Origin of the sequence: Rhodococcus sp. 06-235-1A (assembly GCF_002258785.1) — a bacterium.
Classification (GTDB): domain Bacteria; phylum Actinomycetota; class Actinomycetes; order Mycobacteriales; family Mycobacteriaceae; genus Rhodococcoides.
Map to the genome: position 1 here is coordinate 29,389 of NZ_NOYI01000020.1, position 15,250 is coordinate 44,638.

Annotated in this window: 21 protein-coding genes; 14 read left to right on the forward strand and 7 right to left on the reverse strand. The window is 62.7% G+C overall.

Annotation, left to right across the window (positions count from 1 at the left end):
• Positions 1-203: 203 nt before the first annotated feature.
• The gene (locus CH275_RS18300) at positions 204-1,142 is read right to left on the reverse strand and encodes a hypothetical protein (protein WP_094679726.1); all 939 of its coding nucleotides are present in this window, start codon (positions 1,140-1,142) and stop codon (positions 204-206) included.
• Positions 1,143-1,218: 76 nt separating this feature from the next.
• Here CH275_RS18300 and CH275_RS18305 point away from each other — a divergent pair, with 76 nt between their 5' ends.
• Together CH275_RS18305 and CH275_RS18310 are read left to right on the forward strand one after the other, a co-directional pair.
• The gene (locus CH275_RS18305) at positions 1,219-1,764 is read left to right on the forward strand and encodes a PadR family transcriptional regulator (RefSeq protein WP_094679727.1); all 546 of its coding nucleotides are present in this window, start codon (positions 1,219-1,221) and stop codon (positions 1,762-1,764) included.
• 104 nt (positions 1,765-1,868) lie between these two features.
• Entirely contained in the window at positions 1,869-2,279 is a 411-nt protein-coding gene (locus tag CH275_RS18310) for a polyketide cyclase (protein ID WP_094679728.1), read from the forward strand.
• Here CH275_RS18310 and CH275_RS18315 read toward each other — a convergent pair.
• The gene (locus CH275_RS18315; protein WP_094679729.1) at positions 2,273-3,232 is read right to left on the reverse strand and encodes a phosphotransferase family protein; all 960 of its coding nucleotides are present in this window, start codon (positions 3,230-3,232) and stop codon (positions 2,273-2,275) included. The genes CH275_RS18310 and CH275_RS18315 overlap by 7 nt on opposite strands.
• A 12-nt stretch (positions 3,233-3,244) precedes the next feature.
• Positions 3,245-3,625 (reverse strand): MerR family transcriptional regulator, encoded by a 381-nt coding sequence (locus CH275_RS18320; RefSeq protein ID WP_094679730.1) that lies wholly within the window; start codon positions 3,623-3,625, stop codon positions 3,245-3,247.
• 55 nt (positions 3,626-3,680) lie between these two features.
• Here CH275_RS18320 and CH275_RS18325 point away from each other — a divergent pair, with 55 nt between their 5' ends.
• The 5 genes from CH275_RS18325 (at position 3,681) to CH275_RS18345 (ending at position 7,195) form a co-directional block, all read left to right on the forward strand.
• Positions 3,681-4,535, forward strand: a complete 855-nt coding sequence (locus CH275_RS18325) for an alpha/beta fold hydrolase (RefSeq protein ID WP_094679731.1) — start codon at positions 3,681-3,683, stop codon at positions 4,533-4,535.
• Between the two features lie 102 nt (positions 4,536-4,637).
• On the forward strand, positions 4,638-5,654 hold the full coding sequence (locus tag CH275_RS18330; RefSeq protein WP_094679732.1) for an MDR family NADP-dependent oxidoreductase: 1,017 nt from the start codon (positions 4,638-4,640) through the stop codon (positions 5,652-5,654).
• Between the two features lie 63 nt (positions 5,655-5,717).
• Positions 5,718-6,389, forward strand: coding sequence for a class I SAM-dependent methyltransferase (locus CH275_RS18335; protein WP_094679733.1), 672 nt, complete (start codon positions 5,718-5,720; stop codon positions 6,387-6,389).
• 20 nt (positions 6,390-6,409) lie between these two features.
• The gene (locus CH275_RS18340) at positions 6,410-6,847 is read left to right on the forward strand and encodes a protein-tyrosine phosphatase family protein (RefSeq protein ID WP_094679841.1); all 438 of its coding nucleotides are present in this window, start codon (positions 6,410-6,412) and stop codon (positions 6,845-6,847) included.
• A 45-nt stretch (positions 6,848-6,892) separates the two neighbouring features.
• Positions 6,893-7,195 carry a helix-turn-helix domain-containing protein gene (locus CH275_RS18345; RefSeq protein WP_256991108.1) on the forward strand — a complete coding sequence of 101 codons (303 nt, stop codon included), beginning with the start codon at positions 6,893-6,895 and terminating at the stop codon, positions 7,193-7,195.
• Here CH275_RS18345 and CH275_RS18350 read toward each other — a convergent pair.
• Together CH275_RS18350 and CH275_RS18355 are read right to left on the reverse strand one after the other, a co-directional pair.
• Positions 7,153-7,779 (reverse strand): ClpP family protease, encoded by a 627-nt coding sequence (locus CH275_RS18350; RefSeq protein ID WP_094679734.1) that lies wholly within the window; start codon positions 7,777-7,779, stop codon positions 7,153-7,155. The two genes, CH275_RS18345 and CH275_RS18350, sit on opposite strands and share 43 nt — an antisense overlap.
• Positions 7,776-8,384, reverse strand: a complete 609-nt coding sequence (locus CH275_RS18355; RefSeq protein ID WP_094679735.1) for a ClpP family protease — start codon at positions 8,382-8,384, stop codon at positions 7,776-7,778. Before CH275_RS18355 ends, CH275_RS18350 begins: the two co-directional genes overlap by 4 nt.
• A 99-nt stretch (positions 8,385-8,483) precedes the next feature.
• Here CH275_RS18355 and CH275_RS18360 point away from each other — a divergent pair, with 99 nt between their 5' ends.
• The 6 genes from CH275_RS18360 (at position 8,484) to CH275_RS18385 (ending at position 12,613) form a co-directional block, all read left to right on the forward strand.
• Entirely contained in the window at positions 8,484-8,951 is a 468-nt protein-coding gene (locus CH275_RS18360) for an SRPBCC family protein (RefSeq protein ID WP_094679736.1), read from the forward strand.
• Positions 8,952-9,167: 216 nt separating this feature from the next.
• Positions 9,168-9,347: a YdeI/OmpD-associated family protein gene (locus tag CH275_RS30070; RefSeq protein ID WP_094679737.1), complete on the forward strand. Its 180-nt coding sequence runs from the start codon at positions 9,168-9,170 to the stop codon at positions 9,345-9,347.
• Positions 9,348-9,452: 105 nt separating this feature from the next.
• The gene (locus CH275_RS18370; protein WP_032376149.1) at positions 9,453-9,941 is read left to right on the forward strand and encodes a hypothetical protein; all 489 of its coding nucleotides are present in this window, start codon (positions 9,453-9,455) and stop codon (positions 9,939-9,941) included.
• A 77-nt stretch (positions 9,942-10,018) separates the two neighbouring features.
• Positions 10,019-10,861: a DUF4097 family beta strand repeat-containing protein gene (locus CH275_RS18375; protein ID WP_094679843.1), complete on the forward strand. Its 843-nt coding sequence runs from the start codon at positions 10,019-10,021 to the stop codon at positions 10,859-10,861.
• A gap of 16 nt (positions 10,862-10,877) precedes the next feature.
• Positions 10,878-11,816 carry an ATP-binding cassette domain-containing protein gene (locus CH275_RS18380; RefSeq protein ID WP_094679738.1) on the forward strand — a complete coding sequence of 313 codons (939 nt, stop codon included), beginning with the start codon at positions 10,878-10,880 and terminating at the stop codon, positions 11,814-11,816.
• Positions 11,813-12,613, forward strand: coding sequence for an ABC transporter permease (locus CH275_RS18385; protein ID WP_094679739.1), 801 nt, complete (start codon positions 11,813-11,815; stop codon positions 12,611-12,613). Before CH275_RS18380 ends, CH275_RS18385 begins: the two co-directional genes overlap by 4 nt.
• A 174-nt stretch (positions 12,614-12,787) precedes the next feature.
• On the opposite strand, the gene yczR is transcribed toward CH275_RS18385, so the two are convergent.
• Positions 12,788-14,251, reverse strand: a complete 1,464-nt coding sequence (yczR, locus tag CH275_RS18390; protein ID WP_094679844.1) for a MocR-like transcription factor YczR — start codon at positions 14,249-14,251, stop codon at positions 12,788-12,790.
• 61 nt (positions 14,252-14,312) lie between these two features.
• Between yczR and CH275_RS30075 the strand changes: the two genes are divergently transcribed.
• Positions 14,313-14,438, forward strand: coding sequence for a hypothetical protein (locus tag CH275_RS30075; RefSeq protein WP_256991109.1), 126 nt, complete (start codon positions 14,313-14,315; stop codon positions 14,436-14,438).
• A 186-nt stretch (positions 14,439-14,624) separates the two neighbouring features.
• On the opposite strand, the gene CH275_RS18395 is transcribed toward CH275_RS30075, so the two are convergent.
• Complete coding sequence (locus tag CH275_RS18395; RefSeq protein ID WP_094679845.1) at positions 14,625-15,245, reverse strand: TetR/AcrR family transcriptional regulator; 621 nt, start codon at positions 15,243-15,245, stop codon at positions 14,625-14,627.
• Positions 15,246-15,250 lie beyond the last annotated feature (5 nt).

The window sequence follows — 15,250 nt, forward strand, 5'->3', positions numbered from 1 at the left end:
ACTTCACTTCAGTCCATCGGAACCCAACGAGGAAATGGTCGTACGCGTGGTGCGACAACACGAATGACAAGGTGCGTGCATCGTCTGGAATCGGCAGGTGCGCTCGAGGTGATTCTGGCTCAGTGATAGTCGCGGCTCGGCTCGACTTCCAGATCCGGATGCGAACGCCGCGATACAACAGCTCGGCCCTTGCCGAGTAGGCCTCAGCGGTGGCGTGCGAACAGGCGGCAGAGTGCGTCGAACCCGGGTTTTCGGGTGTAGTCGTCGCGAAGTACGCCCCACTCGTTCTGCCATCGGTCGTCGGTGACGATGTCCCTCAGGCCGAAGACTTCGTAGACCGTAACATCGCAGTTCGCGTTGACGACTGCCTCGGCAACCAGTTCGAGGATCTGCGCTTGTGTGGCTTCGTGCCGGCCCGCTCCTGTCGGCCACCCGGTTTCGGTGACGTGAAACGGGAGGGCAGAGGAGAAGCCGGCGACAGTAGCGCGATGTCGTGCTGTGCGTACGAGATAGGTTGTCGCGTCCGAAATCTCGTGCAGTGGAACCGGATGGAAGACATCGGGGAAGAAATCGAGTCCCAGGTAGTCGAGCTGAGCAACCAGGGCTGGAGTCAGCGAGCCTGCAAGGCGTTGCCAGAAGTGGTCATCGGCAAGCCCGGCTGCGTTCACACCGATGAGGACATCGGCACCTGTCCGCGCGCGCTCGTCCACAGCGGCTGCCACCGCTGCGGAGACGGCCTCGAAGCAGCCGGGGCTACCGCCATCGAGCGGTGCAGGCATATTCAGCTCCTCGCCGATCTGAACCTTGCCACCGCCCCAAGCGTGCACGTCGTTCACTGCCTTCCGCACGAACCGCGCGAACCCTTCGGCGTCCGGCTCGGGGGATTGGTAGCTACAGACGAGGTCGATTTGTCGCCCACCGCCGGCATACACAGCGGGGTTCGTAGGAGTAGCTTCGATATTTGCGAAATCGCCTACGCCGGAGCCGAAATGGCGGAAACATCTGATATAGAATCGCTCGGCACGTCCCTGCAGCTCGGTCAACGCAGCCAGTGTTTCATCCGGCCGCTCGGGCGGGGCGTCGACAGACTGAAATGTCACCAAATCCGCGTTCACCACGCCGGGCCATATGCCGAAGATCATCGGTTCCCCTTAGCCGTATACGGTCAATTCCTCGAGAACGGTAGCCGTATACGGTCATTGTGTCTATTCTGGATCTGTGCCGACCAATGCTCTGCTGAATCCGCTGGTCCTACCGATCCTCGGGTTGCTCGTCGAAGAACCCCGGCACTCGTACGCGATCTTCACCGAGCTTCGGTCTCGTCACGCGCACATGACCGTGCGAAACGGCACTGTCTACACGCTGATCGAGCGGCTCCGCGCGGAAGGCTGGATTCGAAACGACGACTCTCGAACGCCTCCAACCGTCGAAATAACTCCCGAGGGTGTGGAAGCACTCAGGCAGAACGTGATTCGACAAGTCATGGATTCGGAACTCACGAACGGACACGCATTCACGACTGCACTTGCGTATGTCGGCATTCTCGACAAAGAGGACGCCCGCGAGTTGCTGTCCGCGCGAGCCTCAGCGGTCCGGGCCGGAGTTGCTCGACTGGACGATGTGCTGAGCAAGACCGACGTGCCCCGGCTGCACATGATCGAAGCTCACTACATGCGCTCGAAGCTCGCCCACGACGCTGAATGGCTCGACCAGGTCATCGCCGATGTCGACAGCGGGAATCTCGCCTGGGTGACCGGTGGTTGATCGTTTCCGACGTATGCGTGGATCTGATCCGGTCTTCCTCAGGTGAGGATGCTGGTGGCGCAATTCTCGCGCGGCGAAAGCTCCTCGTACGTAGCGTCACTGGTATGAACCACGAACCCGCTGTAGCAAGTCGACACGTCAGTCGAGTCATAAGGCGCACACCCGAGGAGGTGTACGAGTTCGCGGCGAACCCGGCGAACCTCCCGAGATGGGCAGCAGGATTGGCGAACAGTCCCGTGACCATCGAGGGCGACCGACTTCTCGCTGAATCGCCGATGGGGCAGGTGACAGTCCGCTTCGTGCCACACAACGACCTCGGCGTTCTCGATCATGACGTCACCTTGCCGTCCGGGACCGTTGTGAACAATCCCGTACGGGTACTGAGTCATCCGAATGGTGCGGAAATACTGTTCACGGTCCGCCAGATCGAGCTGAGCGACGAAGAATTCGAGCGCGATCTCGAAATTGTCGCCGAAGACCTGAAGAGACTCGCGGAGGTGTTGGAAGCTCACTGACCACGCGCGTCCATCAGCGTCGAGATGTACGCGTCCAATCGATCCTCCACAACGTGTGCCATCAAGTCGGTGCGGCCCGCTTCGCGCCACGGGGCAGCCCACAACTGCAACTCCTCAGAGCAGGCCAGCGCGTCGCGCACGCGCCAGTAGTGCCGCGCTTGTGCGCTTTCGGAGAACACGCCGCCGGCCTCTTCGTAGGCAGAGGCGAACCGCTGTCCCCACTGTGGCCCGTGCAGCAGAGCCAGGTTGGTCGAGCAGTGCGCTACGTCGAGGTCCGCCGGACCCCACGATGCCCCCGCCCAGTCGACAACTCCGGTGATTCGAGGCGTGGCGTTCTGCGATACGTCGAACAGAACGTTCCCGGGTTGGAAGTCTCGATGCAGGACTCGTCCTTCGTATGTCGGTACAGGCCCGCGTAGTACGTCGATCGCGGCGGACCATACTTCCGCGTCGGCCCCAACGGGCACCACGACGGACTCTGCAGTCGTCATCGCCTGATACTCACGGGGTCTGCGTTCGGCCTTCACCGCATGAATTTCGACGAGTTGCCGAGCGAGAAGCGGAACCCGCTCGGCCACGCCCGGGTCGGAGAGAACCGTCGAACCCGGCAGATGGGTCATCAGGAGCGACGGGTACTCACAATGAGCAGCAGTGGGATCGAATGCCACCAGTTCGGGGACCTGCACGGCCGAGCCCGAAAGCATTGTCAGGGCTGCACTTTCCCGCATCAAGCGATCCTCTGCATGGCGCAGTTCGGCTGGATCCGTGTAGGTACGCAACACCAGGTTGCGACTGAATCCAACTTTGGTCGAGACGGTCAGCTTCCACATCTCTGCAGTGATACCGCCGGATAGCGTGTCGGATTCGATGATTCGTTCACCGGCGTTCAGGTGTCGACTCACCCATGCACGAGTGGACGGACCCACCGCCGAGAATGAATCGGGTCCGCTCATGATGTCACCGTCTCACTTCGATCGAATCGACACTGTCGAGTACTCGCTGCACTGCGCGCATCGGGTGAGCAGATCATGTGTACACGAGACGACGTGCTCGAGGAAGCGCTCGGCATCGTCGAGTTGGGCTTGTTGCCGTCGTATTCGGGCCAGTTGTTCTTCGATGACTGCGGTTCGTTCGGGCTCGTCTCGATGAAGTATCAGGCGAATATCGGCCAAGCTGATTCCAACACCTTGACAGGCTCGCAACACCCGCAGTCGTCGTACATGTTCCTCGCTGTAGTCACGGTGGCCCGACGGTAGGCGTTCGGGCACAACAACACCGGCGTCGTCCCAATGTCTCAGGACATGGGTCGGAACGTCGAGCGCCCGCGCAACTTCTCCGATCTTCACCCGCCGATGCTCTCACGTTGACTTCAGGTCAACCTGAAGTATTACGTTCATCGCCATGACGATCGACAGATTCGATCTACCAGCGCCCGTCTTCGTGTCCGTGGGCGGCGATTCGGTAGCGACCTACGAGCTGACTCCCGACGTGGACGTGCCATCCGCTGACGTTGTGTTCTGCCATGGAACTCCATGGTCGGCGCAGGTCTGGGCGCAGGCCGCCCGCCACGTCGGCGTCGGGCATCGGGTCTACCTGTGGGACATGCCCGGATACGGCCGCTCCGCACGGGGATCTCGGGTGCGGACCGACCTGGCCACGCAGATGTCACGGTTCGCGATGTTGCTCGACCACTGGAAGTTGGAGCAGCCCTTCGTCGTCGCGCACGATATCGGCGGTGCAGTCGCCCTGGGCACCCACCTGATACACGGACGCGACTACGGCAGTTTGTTCCTGTGGGACGTGGTGACTCTGGACCCGTGGGGATCCGAATTCTTCAGGCTCGTGGCGGACAACAGTGAGGTCTTCGCTGCGTTGCCGGCTTCCCTGCACAAGGCGTTGGTCTCCGAATACATTGCAGGAGCATCACATCACCGACTACACAGAGATGCCGTGGCGATGTTGACCGAACCCTGGATATCCGACGAGGGTCAGCCTGCTTTCTACCGACAGATCGCCGAACTGCGGCCCGAGGACACGCAACCGATCGTCGACGCACTTCCCCTAGTCCGCTGCGACACGTCCATCGGATGGGGTCAACAAGACCCCTGGATTCCCGTCGAACAGGCATATCGACTGCGACGGTTGTTGCCGGGGCGATCGCAGGTGATCACTCTTCCGGGCGTGGGGCACCTGAGTCCGCTCGAAGCTCCATCACGCGTCCAACAGGCCTTGGATGCGTGGTTGGCGTCAACGTGATTCGGGCCATCGGTCAAGAGGACCGAAGCTGTCCGCATCTGTTCCTACCGTCGGCATCGCACCTGGAAGACCGGGTCTCGCACGCCGTCGAGAGGAACAGAGATGAATTCGACCGAAACTGCAGCGGTAGTTCTGCGCGCGCACCGCACCGATGTGGGTCAGCGGCCGTCCGAGCTGCTGGAAGTTCGAGTCGCGGATCAGCGGCCTATCGCGGATGGAGAAGTGCTCGTAGAGAACATTTTTCAACAGATCGTGGCTGTGAATGCCGACCTGATGTTCGAGAACCCGGGTCTCCCGCTGTCGGCCTTCGAGGTCGGTGCTCCCCTGTACGGGCCGGCGATCGGGCGGGTCGTGGAATCCCGATCGGAGATAGCGCTCGGAACCGTCGTGCAGCACAACCAGGGGTGGAGGGACCTGACCGCGATCGCGTCGAACGCGATATTTCCCGTTCCCGACGGAGTGTTCCCCGGCCCCGAGTACATGCTCAATCAAGGTGTCACGTCGTTTCATGGCATGGTCGACATCGTAGGAGTTGGCACGGGCGATGTGGTTCTGGTCAGCGGCGCGGCAGGTGGAGTGGGGTCGATCGCGGGACAGATCGCCAGGGCGCAGGGCGCCGCGTTGGTGATCGGTATCGCGGGTGGTCCGGACAAATGCGCTTACCTCACCGAGCAGCTCGGCTTCGATGCGGCGATCGACTACAAGAACGAGGATCTCGACGCTCGTCTCGGTGAACTCGCACCGGAGGGCATCACCGTCTTCTTCGACACCATCGGCGGCACGCAGTTCGAGACTGCCGTCCGACACGCAGCGTTCGGCGCGCGATTCGCGCTGTGCGGGGCGCTCGCCGGACAGATCGGCGGCGGTCACGGCGGACATCCGCGTTTGGACATCATGACCGCGATCGTCAAGGAAATTCAGATCCGGCCGTTCACGACCATGCATACCCCCGAACAGATCCGGGCTTGGATCGGCCACTACATCCCCTCGTTCTCGCAGGGCGCGATCACCTTTCCACACACTGTGCTGGAGGGGCCGCTGAGCCGAACGATGACTGCGCTGGACGAACTCCTGGCAGGTGACCATCGTGGAAACTTGATCGTGAAGCTGGCCAGTTGACGTCGTTCATCCAGCCGTCGCGGGCGTGCTTCGTGGATACTGGATCCCGTGGTGCTGAGACGAATGGGAACGTCCTTTATCGGAGGCAGAGGGGCCCAGTGGGTTCGTGAGCTGAACGAGCGACACCCATGGAGTCACAACGACTACTTTCACAGTTGGATTCTGGCGAATCTGCCGGACCGGCGTGGCTGTGCAGTCGACATGGGCTGTGGTCGAGGCGGTCTGGTGCGTGCGCTGGCTCCGCACTTCGACCAGGTCTCCGGGGCGGATCGCGATTCGGAGATGCGCCGTATCGCAGAGATCACCTCTGCCGACGTGCACAATGTGTCGATTTCAGATCGCCAACTCGACTCCTGGGCAGACGATTCCATCGATCTCGTGACCTTGGTCGCCGTCCTGCATCACCTCGATATCGACGATGCCTTGCGCCATGTCGAACGAATTCTCGCGCCGGGCGGACGCGTGCTCATCGTCGGGCTTGCGCCACCGCGAAGCGTACGAGATCTGTTGTGGGATGCCGTCTCCATCGTGACCAATCCGTTGATCGGATTTCTCCACCGCCCGTGGCCGAGTCCGGTGACAGCACCGCCTGCACCGTTCCCGGTCAAGGACCCCGTGGTGGGTTTCGACGAGATCAAGGACATGGTCGACAAGTTGTTACCGGGTGCGAAGATGCAACACCGCATAGGGTTTCGACACACGATCGAGTGGACGAAGCCGGGTGCACGCAGGTGACTGCCGACCCTCGGCACCGAATGTGGGACGAACACAGCCCGGGCGTGCTGCAGTTGCCGTCGGGCAGCGTAGTTCGTGGACGCGCCTTGCGTGACCCGATGCCGGACGGACCTTCGCCAGATCTCGGGGTCTACCTGCAGGGCAGGGATCCTGGCGAGTTCGACTGGGACAGCCGGTGGGTTCGGTGGCCCGACTTCTGGCTCCCGTCCAGCTCGAATGACCTCGAGGTCGTACTACGAGAAGCATTGCGACGCTGCGCAACCGAGAGAGTCGAGATTGCGTGCACAGGCGGCGTCGGACGCACTGGCACGGCACTGGCGTGTCTCGTCGCGCTCGACGGTGTGCCCGGCGGCGCGGCCATCGACTACGTCCGGCGACGTTACTCGCGTCGAGCCATGGAAACGCCCTGGCAGAAGCGCTTTGCGAAGACGTTCGTGCTACCAGGCTCTCTGCTCTGAGCAGAATCGACGACCCTTCACGGAATCGAGGCCTAGGCTCCGATCATGGGCGAGGTCATACGAATCGATGAACGTCGAGCAGCGCGCGCAGTGGAACCGTTGTGGCGCGAGGTTGTCGGTCGAAGGTTGCGCGAGCGCAGACACGCCCGTGGCGACACTCTGGCCGATACCGCTGCACGCGCAGGCATTGCGCCGCAGTACTTGTCGGAGCTCGAACGCGGCCGCAAGGACCCGTCGAGCGAAATCCTTGCGGCCGTCGTCGGTGCGTTGGGCACGTCGATGGCGGACATCTCACGCCTGGCGCATCACGACCTGTCGCGAGGAGATGCGACGTTGATGGCTGCCTGACGACCCTCGAGTACCTGGTCGACGACGCCGTACTCGCGGGCGGCAGAGGCCGTCAACACAAGATCGCGGTCGGTGTCATGGCGAAGCTTCTCGACGTCGCGTCCCGTGTGTTTTGCGAGGATCGATTCCATCTCGGCCCGAACGCGCACGACCTCGTCGGCAGCCAGAATGAGATCGGGAATGGTGCCGCGTCCCTGCGCCGCAGGTTGATGCAACACCACCCGACTGTGGGTCAGCGCAGAGCGTCGCCCCGGTGCCCCGGCGGCGAGTAGCACTGCACCAGCTGCAACGGCTTGGCCTACACACGTTGTGGCAACAGGTGATCCGATGAACTGCATCGTGTCGTAGACGGCCAGCATCGCGGCCGTGTCACCGCCCTCGCAGTTGATGTACATCGAAATCTCTTGGTCGGGGGAGTCGGCCTCCAAGTGCAGCAGTTGCGCGATCATTGCATTCGCCACACCGGCGTCTATGCCGGTGCCGAGATAAACAATGCGCTCGCTGAGCAGGTGCGAATAGACGTCGACGACGCGTTCGCCGCGGGAATCTCGCGTGATCACATTGGGAATCGTGTACGAGCTCATCGGGCCATCTCCATTCCGAAGGACACCCGTCGCGCAGGCATGACCTGATCGAACGAGTCGACGATTGCGTCGACGAACCCGTACTCACGTGCGGCCTCCGCGGTGAACCAGCGATCGTGCAGGGAGTCGTCGAAGATCTGCTCGCGCGTCTGCCCCGTGTCGTCGGCGATGAGACCGAGAACGGTATCGCGGGTGTGCCGCAGATCGTTGGCCTGCACCTCCACTTCGACGGCCGACCCTCCGATGCCGGCGGAGCCCTGATGCATCAAGATCCTCGAGTGCGGCAGAGCGTACCGCTTTCCGCGTGTACCCGAGGACAGGAGGAATTGACCAGCGCTGCAGGCCAACCCGAGCGCCAGTGTCGAGACATCGCAGGGGACGAGGTGCATCACGTCCCGGATGGCGAGCATCGCGGGAACCGAGCCTCCCGGGGAGTGAATCCACAGTGCAATGTCGGCGGAGGGATTCTCGGCTGCCAACGTCAGCAGGTGAGTGGTGAGGACGGTGCCGTTGTCGTCGTCGAGGGGGCCGTCGAGCACCAGGACTCGGTGCCGTAGAAGTTGGTTGCGAAGTTCGGGCGGGAACATTCGAGGTGATTCGCTCATGAGTCGAGTGTGAGTCCGAATTCGGTTGCACACCAGGTGTTCTGCTGTGGGCAGCGACTCTGCTCACAGCTTCGTGGGGCCCAAAGGGACAATGGTGAGATGACCGCACTCGAGTTCTCCGAATCCACCGTCGTCGCTGCGTCGGTCGACGACGTGTACGCCGTCGTCTCCGACATCACCCGAACGGGCGAATGGAGTCCGATCTGCCAGGAATGCTGGTGGAACGAAGCCAATGGCGGCGGCGTCGGATCGACGTTCACCGGCCGAAACGTGGTGCCGGGTCGGACATGGGAGACCGTGTCGACGGTGGCTGTAGCCGAACCCGGCCGTGAGTTCGCTTGGGTGGTGGGCGACAACTTCGTCCGCTGGGGCTACACCCTCGAGTCGGTGGACGGTGGCACACGCCTGACCGAGAATTGGAACTTTCTACCCGGCGGCATCGCCCACTTTCATCGCAAGTTCGGCGACGACGCGCAGAAGGAAATCGACACTCGTAGCCAGGCGGCCCTCGACGGCATCCCTCGTACTCTGGCGGCAATCAAGCGGATCGTGGAAGCCGAGGTCTGATTACTGTCGGCCAGGTGCGCTGGCTGTCCTTTATTCGAGGCCGATGACGGAATCCCGCCTCTCGACGCGAATTGTGGACACCGATCGCACCCGTGCCCGATAGCCTGCCCGCATGGCAGCAACGGTTCTGCGGGTATCGACGGTCCTCGAATCGCGGGGCCCGGCGGCAGCGATCGTGCTCAGTGACGAGCAGGTTGCGTCCCTCGGCTCCCGCAGGTGATCGAGGTACCGCCGGCGCTGGCGACAGCTTTGGACGCGGATCTCGCTGTCCGAGCAGCATTCGATGCGCTGGCACCGTCTACGCGAAAAGAGCATGCAAGGTCCGTCGCTGACGCGAAACGTGACGAGACCCGCGAGCGTCGTATCGCGGCAATCGTCCAGTCCCTTCGGCCCTGAGGCCACGCGGTGCGAGGGTGCCACAGGCTGCGGTAAAGCCCGCCGTACACCATCGTGACACCATTTGGCCTTGACGGGACACCACTGTGGTGTCATTGTTGAACCATGGAACTTGGGCAGTACGTCAACGATCTCCAACGTCGGTTGGTCGAGTCGGCAGCAACCGGAGACGAGAACACTCGTGCCGCTGCTGAAAGACTCGTCGACGGCATGGATGCGGCGACGCGTCTGGTGATGCTCGACGTGCTGTCGGCCGCGGTAGGAGACATCAACCGCGACCTTGCCCCTGGTTCCGTGGACATCAGGCTCCGCGGACGTGAGATCGAATTCGTCGTGGCTGCACCTGTCTCGGAACCGGAAGACGACGAACAAACTCCTCCCAGCATCGAACTCGACGATACGAGCACATCCCGCACCACTCTTCGACTGCCGGACGCGCTCAAATCGCGGGTGGACGAGGCCGCGGCGTCGGACGGTATGTCGGTGAACACCTGGTTGGTGCGGGCCGTCGCCACTGCTCTTCAACCCAAACAGCGCCGTGCTGCGCAACGAACGGTTCGTACCGGTGACAACTTCGCCGGCTGGGCGCGCTGATCCCCCCTTCTGCCAAAGCTTCTCAGTAGCTCTGCACCGAGCAGGGTTTCACAACCATGCCCATAGGAGGCATCGCCATGCCCGAATTCGCTACCCCGACGCCGATCGACCTGGCCATCGATCTGCAGGTCGGCAGCATCGAAGTCGTTGCGACAGAACGCACTGACACCGTCGTGACCGTCACTCCCACCAACCCGTCCAAAGCCGTCGATCGTAAGGGAGCCGAGAACACCAAGGTCGACTTCGACGGTGAACGCCTCACCGTCATCGGCCCCAAGGCGCGTATCAGCTTTTTCGGACCGACAGAGTCCGTCGAGGTGAAAGTCGAACTACCGCAGGGATCTCGAGTCACTGCGGAGGTTGCAGCCGGCAGCCTACGCACCGTGGGCGATCTCGGTGCCGTGCGGATCAAGAGTTCGATGGGCCCGGTGGAAGTGGATTCGGCAGTGGACCTGTGGGTGCGCGCCGGGCACGGTAACGCGACCGTCGGTACTGCACTGGGCAGTATCGATATCACCGCTGACCACGGCCAGATTCGACTCGGAACGGTCGTCGGTGATGCGGCGCTCAAGGCGTCGCACGGCTCGATCATGGTGCGGGAGTCGGGCACCGAACTGGATGCCAAGCTCTCCTACGGCGATCTCGATGTCGAGAGGTCACTCGGCGGAGTGAGTGCGAAGACCGCATACGGCAGCATCACTCTCCACGAAGTGACCGGTGGCGCAATCCAAGTCGAGAGCGGATACGGGCAGGTCACCGTCGGTGTTCGGCGCGGCGTGCCCGCGTGGCTCGATCTGTCGTCCAAGGACGGTCACGTTCGCAACGAACTCACGCCCGAAGGCGCACCCGACGAGACGGAGGAAAGCGTGACGATTCGCGCTCGAACGCGATACGGCGACATTGCCGTCCGGCACAGCTGAGAAGGACAGGCACCCCATGAATACATCTGCGATTCACGTCCGCGGACTGCGAAAGTCTTTCGGCGACAAACGTGTACTCGACGGTGTCGACCTCGCCGTCGACGCCGGCACCGTTACTGCTCTGCTGGGATCCAACGGGGCAGGCAAGACCACGACCGTCCATATTCTGTCCACTCTCGTTCGGCCGGAGGGTGGTTCGGCAACAGTCGCAGGCTGCGACGTCGTCGAAAATCCTGACGGCGTTCGTGCAGCAATCGGTCTCACCGGTCAGTTCTCGGCGGTCGACAACCTCCTGACGGGCGAGGAGAACCTGATGTTGATGGCCAGACTGCGTCATCTCGGCTCGCGATCCACACCGCGGGTGACGGAGTTGCTCGAGCAGTTCGATCTCGTCGAGGCCGGTCGAAAGCCGTTGTCCACGTACTCGGGTGGTATGCGACGCCGGCTCGATCTCGCGATGAGTCTCGTCGCTCCACCACGCGTGATCTTTCTCGACGAGCCGACCACCGGTCTCGACCCACGAAGCCGACGCACCATGTGGGACATCGTCCGATCCCTCGTATCGGACGGCACCACAGTGCTGCTCACCACCCAATATCTCGACGAGGCAGACGAACTCGCAGATCGTGTCGCAGTACTCGACGGCGGCCGGATCGTCGCCGACGGTACCCCGGACGAGCTGAAGCGTCGCATACCTGGCGGCCACATCCGATTGTGCTTCGCCGATGTCGCAGCGTTCGACGACGCAACCCGCGCATTCGGTGATGCGGTGGTCGACGCTGACAGCCTTGCGCTGTCGGTACCCACGGATGGAAGCGTCCGAACACTGCAGGCGGTGTTGGATCGACTTGGCTCCGCCGGCGTTGAGGCCGACGACCTGAGTATCCATACCCCCGACCTCGATGACGTGTTCATGGCACTGACCGGGCGGACCGACAGCAAGGAAGCGTCATGACCACAACGATCACGTATACGGTCGGCGACTCGATCACGATGCTCCGCCGAAATCTGCTGCACATCGTGCGGTATCCGGGTCTGACGATGTTCGTCGTCGGAGCACCCGTGGTGTTTCTGATGTTGTTCGTCTTCGTGTTCGGGGGAACGCTCGGCGCAGGGCTTCCCGGTGTGGATTCCGGAGGTGGACGCACTGCGTATCTGCCGTATGTGATGCCTGGCATCCTCGCCATGACGATCGCCGGCACAGCCGGTGGGACGGCAACCACCGTCGCAATGGACATGACCGAAGGCATCACCGCGAGGTTCCGAACGATGGCGATCTCGCGGGCTGCGGTTCTGGCCGGCCACGTTCTCGGCAATACGGTGCAGGCTGTTCTCGGAGTGGTGGTTGTGCTGGTAGTGGGAGTCGCTGTGGGCTTTCGCCCGAATGTAGTTTTGCTGCAATGGATCTTGGCCGGCTCGATGGTGGTGCTCATTGCGTTTGCAATCAGTTGGCTCGCGGTGGCGATGGGAATGGCGTCGAAGTCGGTGGAAACCGCGAGCAATCTGCCGATGCTGTTGCTGCTGTTACCTTTTCTGGGAAGCGGGTTCGTCCCGACCGACACGATGCCGTCGGGATTGCGATGGTTCGCCGACTATCAACCGTTCACGCCGTTCGTCGAAACCCTGCGCGGACTGTTGGCGGGGGAGCCGCTGGGCGCGAATCTGCCACTGGCACTTGCCTGGTGCGCAGTGATCACTCTGGCGGGGTACGTCTGGGCGATGGCGATCTACGAAAAGAAGTCGGTTCGCTGAGGTCTTCGGACATCGCAGGTTGGGCGTCGGTGGCACAAACGCGCGTGCATTCGGCAGGTGCGCGCGTTTCAGCTAGCGAACAGGTGACCAATTCGCGAGCGTCTCGCAAACGCGCGCGCGTTTGCGGGGGCGGGGGTAGACGCGAGACCGGGGAAGGCCCTGCGGCGTCGGGGCTCAGACCACCGCTGCGGGTCTGTTCGACGCGATCGATGGTGTCGGCGTACCCGCCGAACTCAGGCGAGCAAGGATCTCTACGGCTGAGGTGATGTCGGGCAGTGAACGGGTGAAGGGAATGCGCTGATGATCGTCGAAGGCGTATCCCGTTCCGAATCGCAATCCGGGTGCCAGCAGTAAACCGTGCGAATGGGCTTCGGCGACGAGTGCACTCGATCGGGTGCCGTCGGGAAGGGAACACCACAATGCCAGGCCTCCGTCCGGAACGCGAAAGCGCCAATCAGGCAATCGATCTCGTATCAGCGCGACGGTGTGATCGCGTGCGATTCTCGACGTGTTTGCGCGCACCCGACGCACCTCGTCGTATCGGCCCAGCAACTCCGTCGCGGCCAACTGATCGATGACGGACACCGAAAGTTGGCGTCGCGCATAGGTTGCGGCGATTCTCGCCAACAGACCTGCCTCGGCTCGAACCCAGCCGACTCGCAGCCCTCCCCACACGGTCTTGCTCGTCGAACCGATCGTCACCGTCGCAACGTCCGGGGTTGCCGCGCCGAAGGGTTCGACGTCGGGCGACCCGTCGAGGCACAAGTCCGCTGCTACCTCGTCGACGATGGTCAGTACTGCATGGCGATGCATGGTGGCCGACAGTTGCCGGCGAGTGCGAAGGGGGAGTCGAGCACCGGATGGATTGGAGAAATCGGGCATGAAGTACGCCAGCGTGGGAGCGCTCTGCCGAGCGGCTCGGTCTGCCGATGTCACGAATTCGTCGGTGTCGTCCGGGTCGATGGCCACCGGGATGCATCGGCCGCCCAGTGAATGAACGAGTTCGACGACACCCGGATACGTCGGGTGCTCGACCAATACTCGGGCACCGGGCTCGGTGAATGTCGCCAACACCGCGTGGATGGCATCGGTGGCACCGGAGGTGACGAGAATGTTGTCGGCAATGGTCGGTACTCCGCGCCCTCGGTAGTACGCGGCAACGGATTCGCGAAGCTCGAACAGACCTGACGGAGCATAGCCGCCTAAGGTGAAACGGTCTCGAATCTCTTCCGCCGCAACACCGTACGCATCGGACAGTAGGGGCGATGCAGAGGGGGAGGCGTTGACGAACTCCAAGTTTGCAGTCTCCCGATCGCCCGCAAGCGAACCCCATGACGGCAGCGAACGGGTAGACGAAACGTATGTGCCCGAACCGCGCTGGGCACTGATCCACCCGCCCTCGCGTAGATGCTTGTATGCCGACGCCACCGTGACCCGACTGACATCGAGACTGATCGACAGCGCCCGCTCGGCGGGCAACCGCGTCTGAGCCGACACCTCGCCGTTCTCGATCAACCGCCGCAACTCGTCGGCGATCTCGAGGTAGAGCGGACCGCCGGATCTGTTCCGCAGCGTCGACGGGCCGATCCGCGCTGCCAACTCCGGGGCCGAGATCGCCGTTGCGTCGAAAGGATCCATACAGGCCACTCTTGCACACTGGACTGCACTATTCACCACGAAAGCAGTCCATTGTTATCGCATGATCGCAATTGGAGCTGTATTGGCCTTGTCGTTGGTCGGAGCGGGATGGACAGTGGTCGCGCTGCGCGACGGCGGGAGAAGTGCCCCCACTGGCCCACCGCGTAGCCGTGTGGACGTCGACTGATCCGGCTGTGCGTCGGCAAACGCGCGCGCATTCGTCAGACGCGTGCGGTTTCGCCACCGATCCGGGCCTATTTTGCGCGCACCTGGCAAACGCGCGCGCGTTTGCCAGAATCGGGGGGCGGCGGAGCAGCGGCGGCGGAGCAGCGGCGGAGGGAGTACGGGCCAGGGCGAACTGTGGACGTCGAGGTCAGCTGTCGGCGGTGATGGAGTCGATGAACGGCGTGAGTAGCAGCGCCAGATCATCGGCTGCTGCGGTGATGTCATCGGGCGGCTCTGGAATGTAGCTCAGGGCCAGGCGCACGATGGCCTTGCTGACGACGTCGGCCTGTCGTGGGCTAGCGCCCACCCACCCGCGCTGAAATGTCTCCGCCAGACGCTCACCCGCGCGGTCGATGAGTACTTCGCTGTCGGTGGTGATCAGACGCAGAAGATCCTCCGGTGCGTCGCCACCGTGCAGTGATCGCACGAGGGGATCGAGAGCGCTGAGCTCGAAGAACGACGAGAAGCCCTGGCGCAGAGCGGCCGATGCGTCGTTCTCGTGTTGATACAGCGCCGTTTCGCACATGGCGACGAAGAGGTCCGTCAATCTGATGGCGTACCCCTGGGCGACGCCGCGCCGTGAACCGAACTCGTTGTACAGGCTCTGTCTGCTCAGCCCTGCCGCCTTGGCGATGTGGCTCATCGTGACGTTGCGCCAGTTGCGCTCGTGCAACAACTCGCGCAACGCATCGAGTGCGGTATCGCGGGCAAGGGTGGACGCGGCTTCACGGTATCGACCGGGGGTCGATGTCTGTTCGGCTGCGGGCATGAACA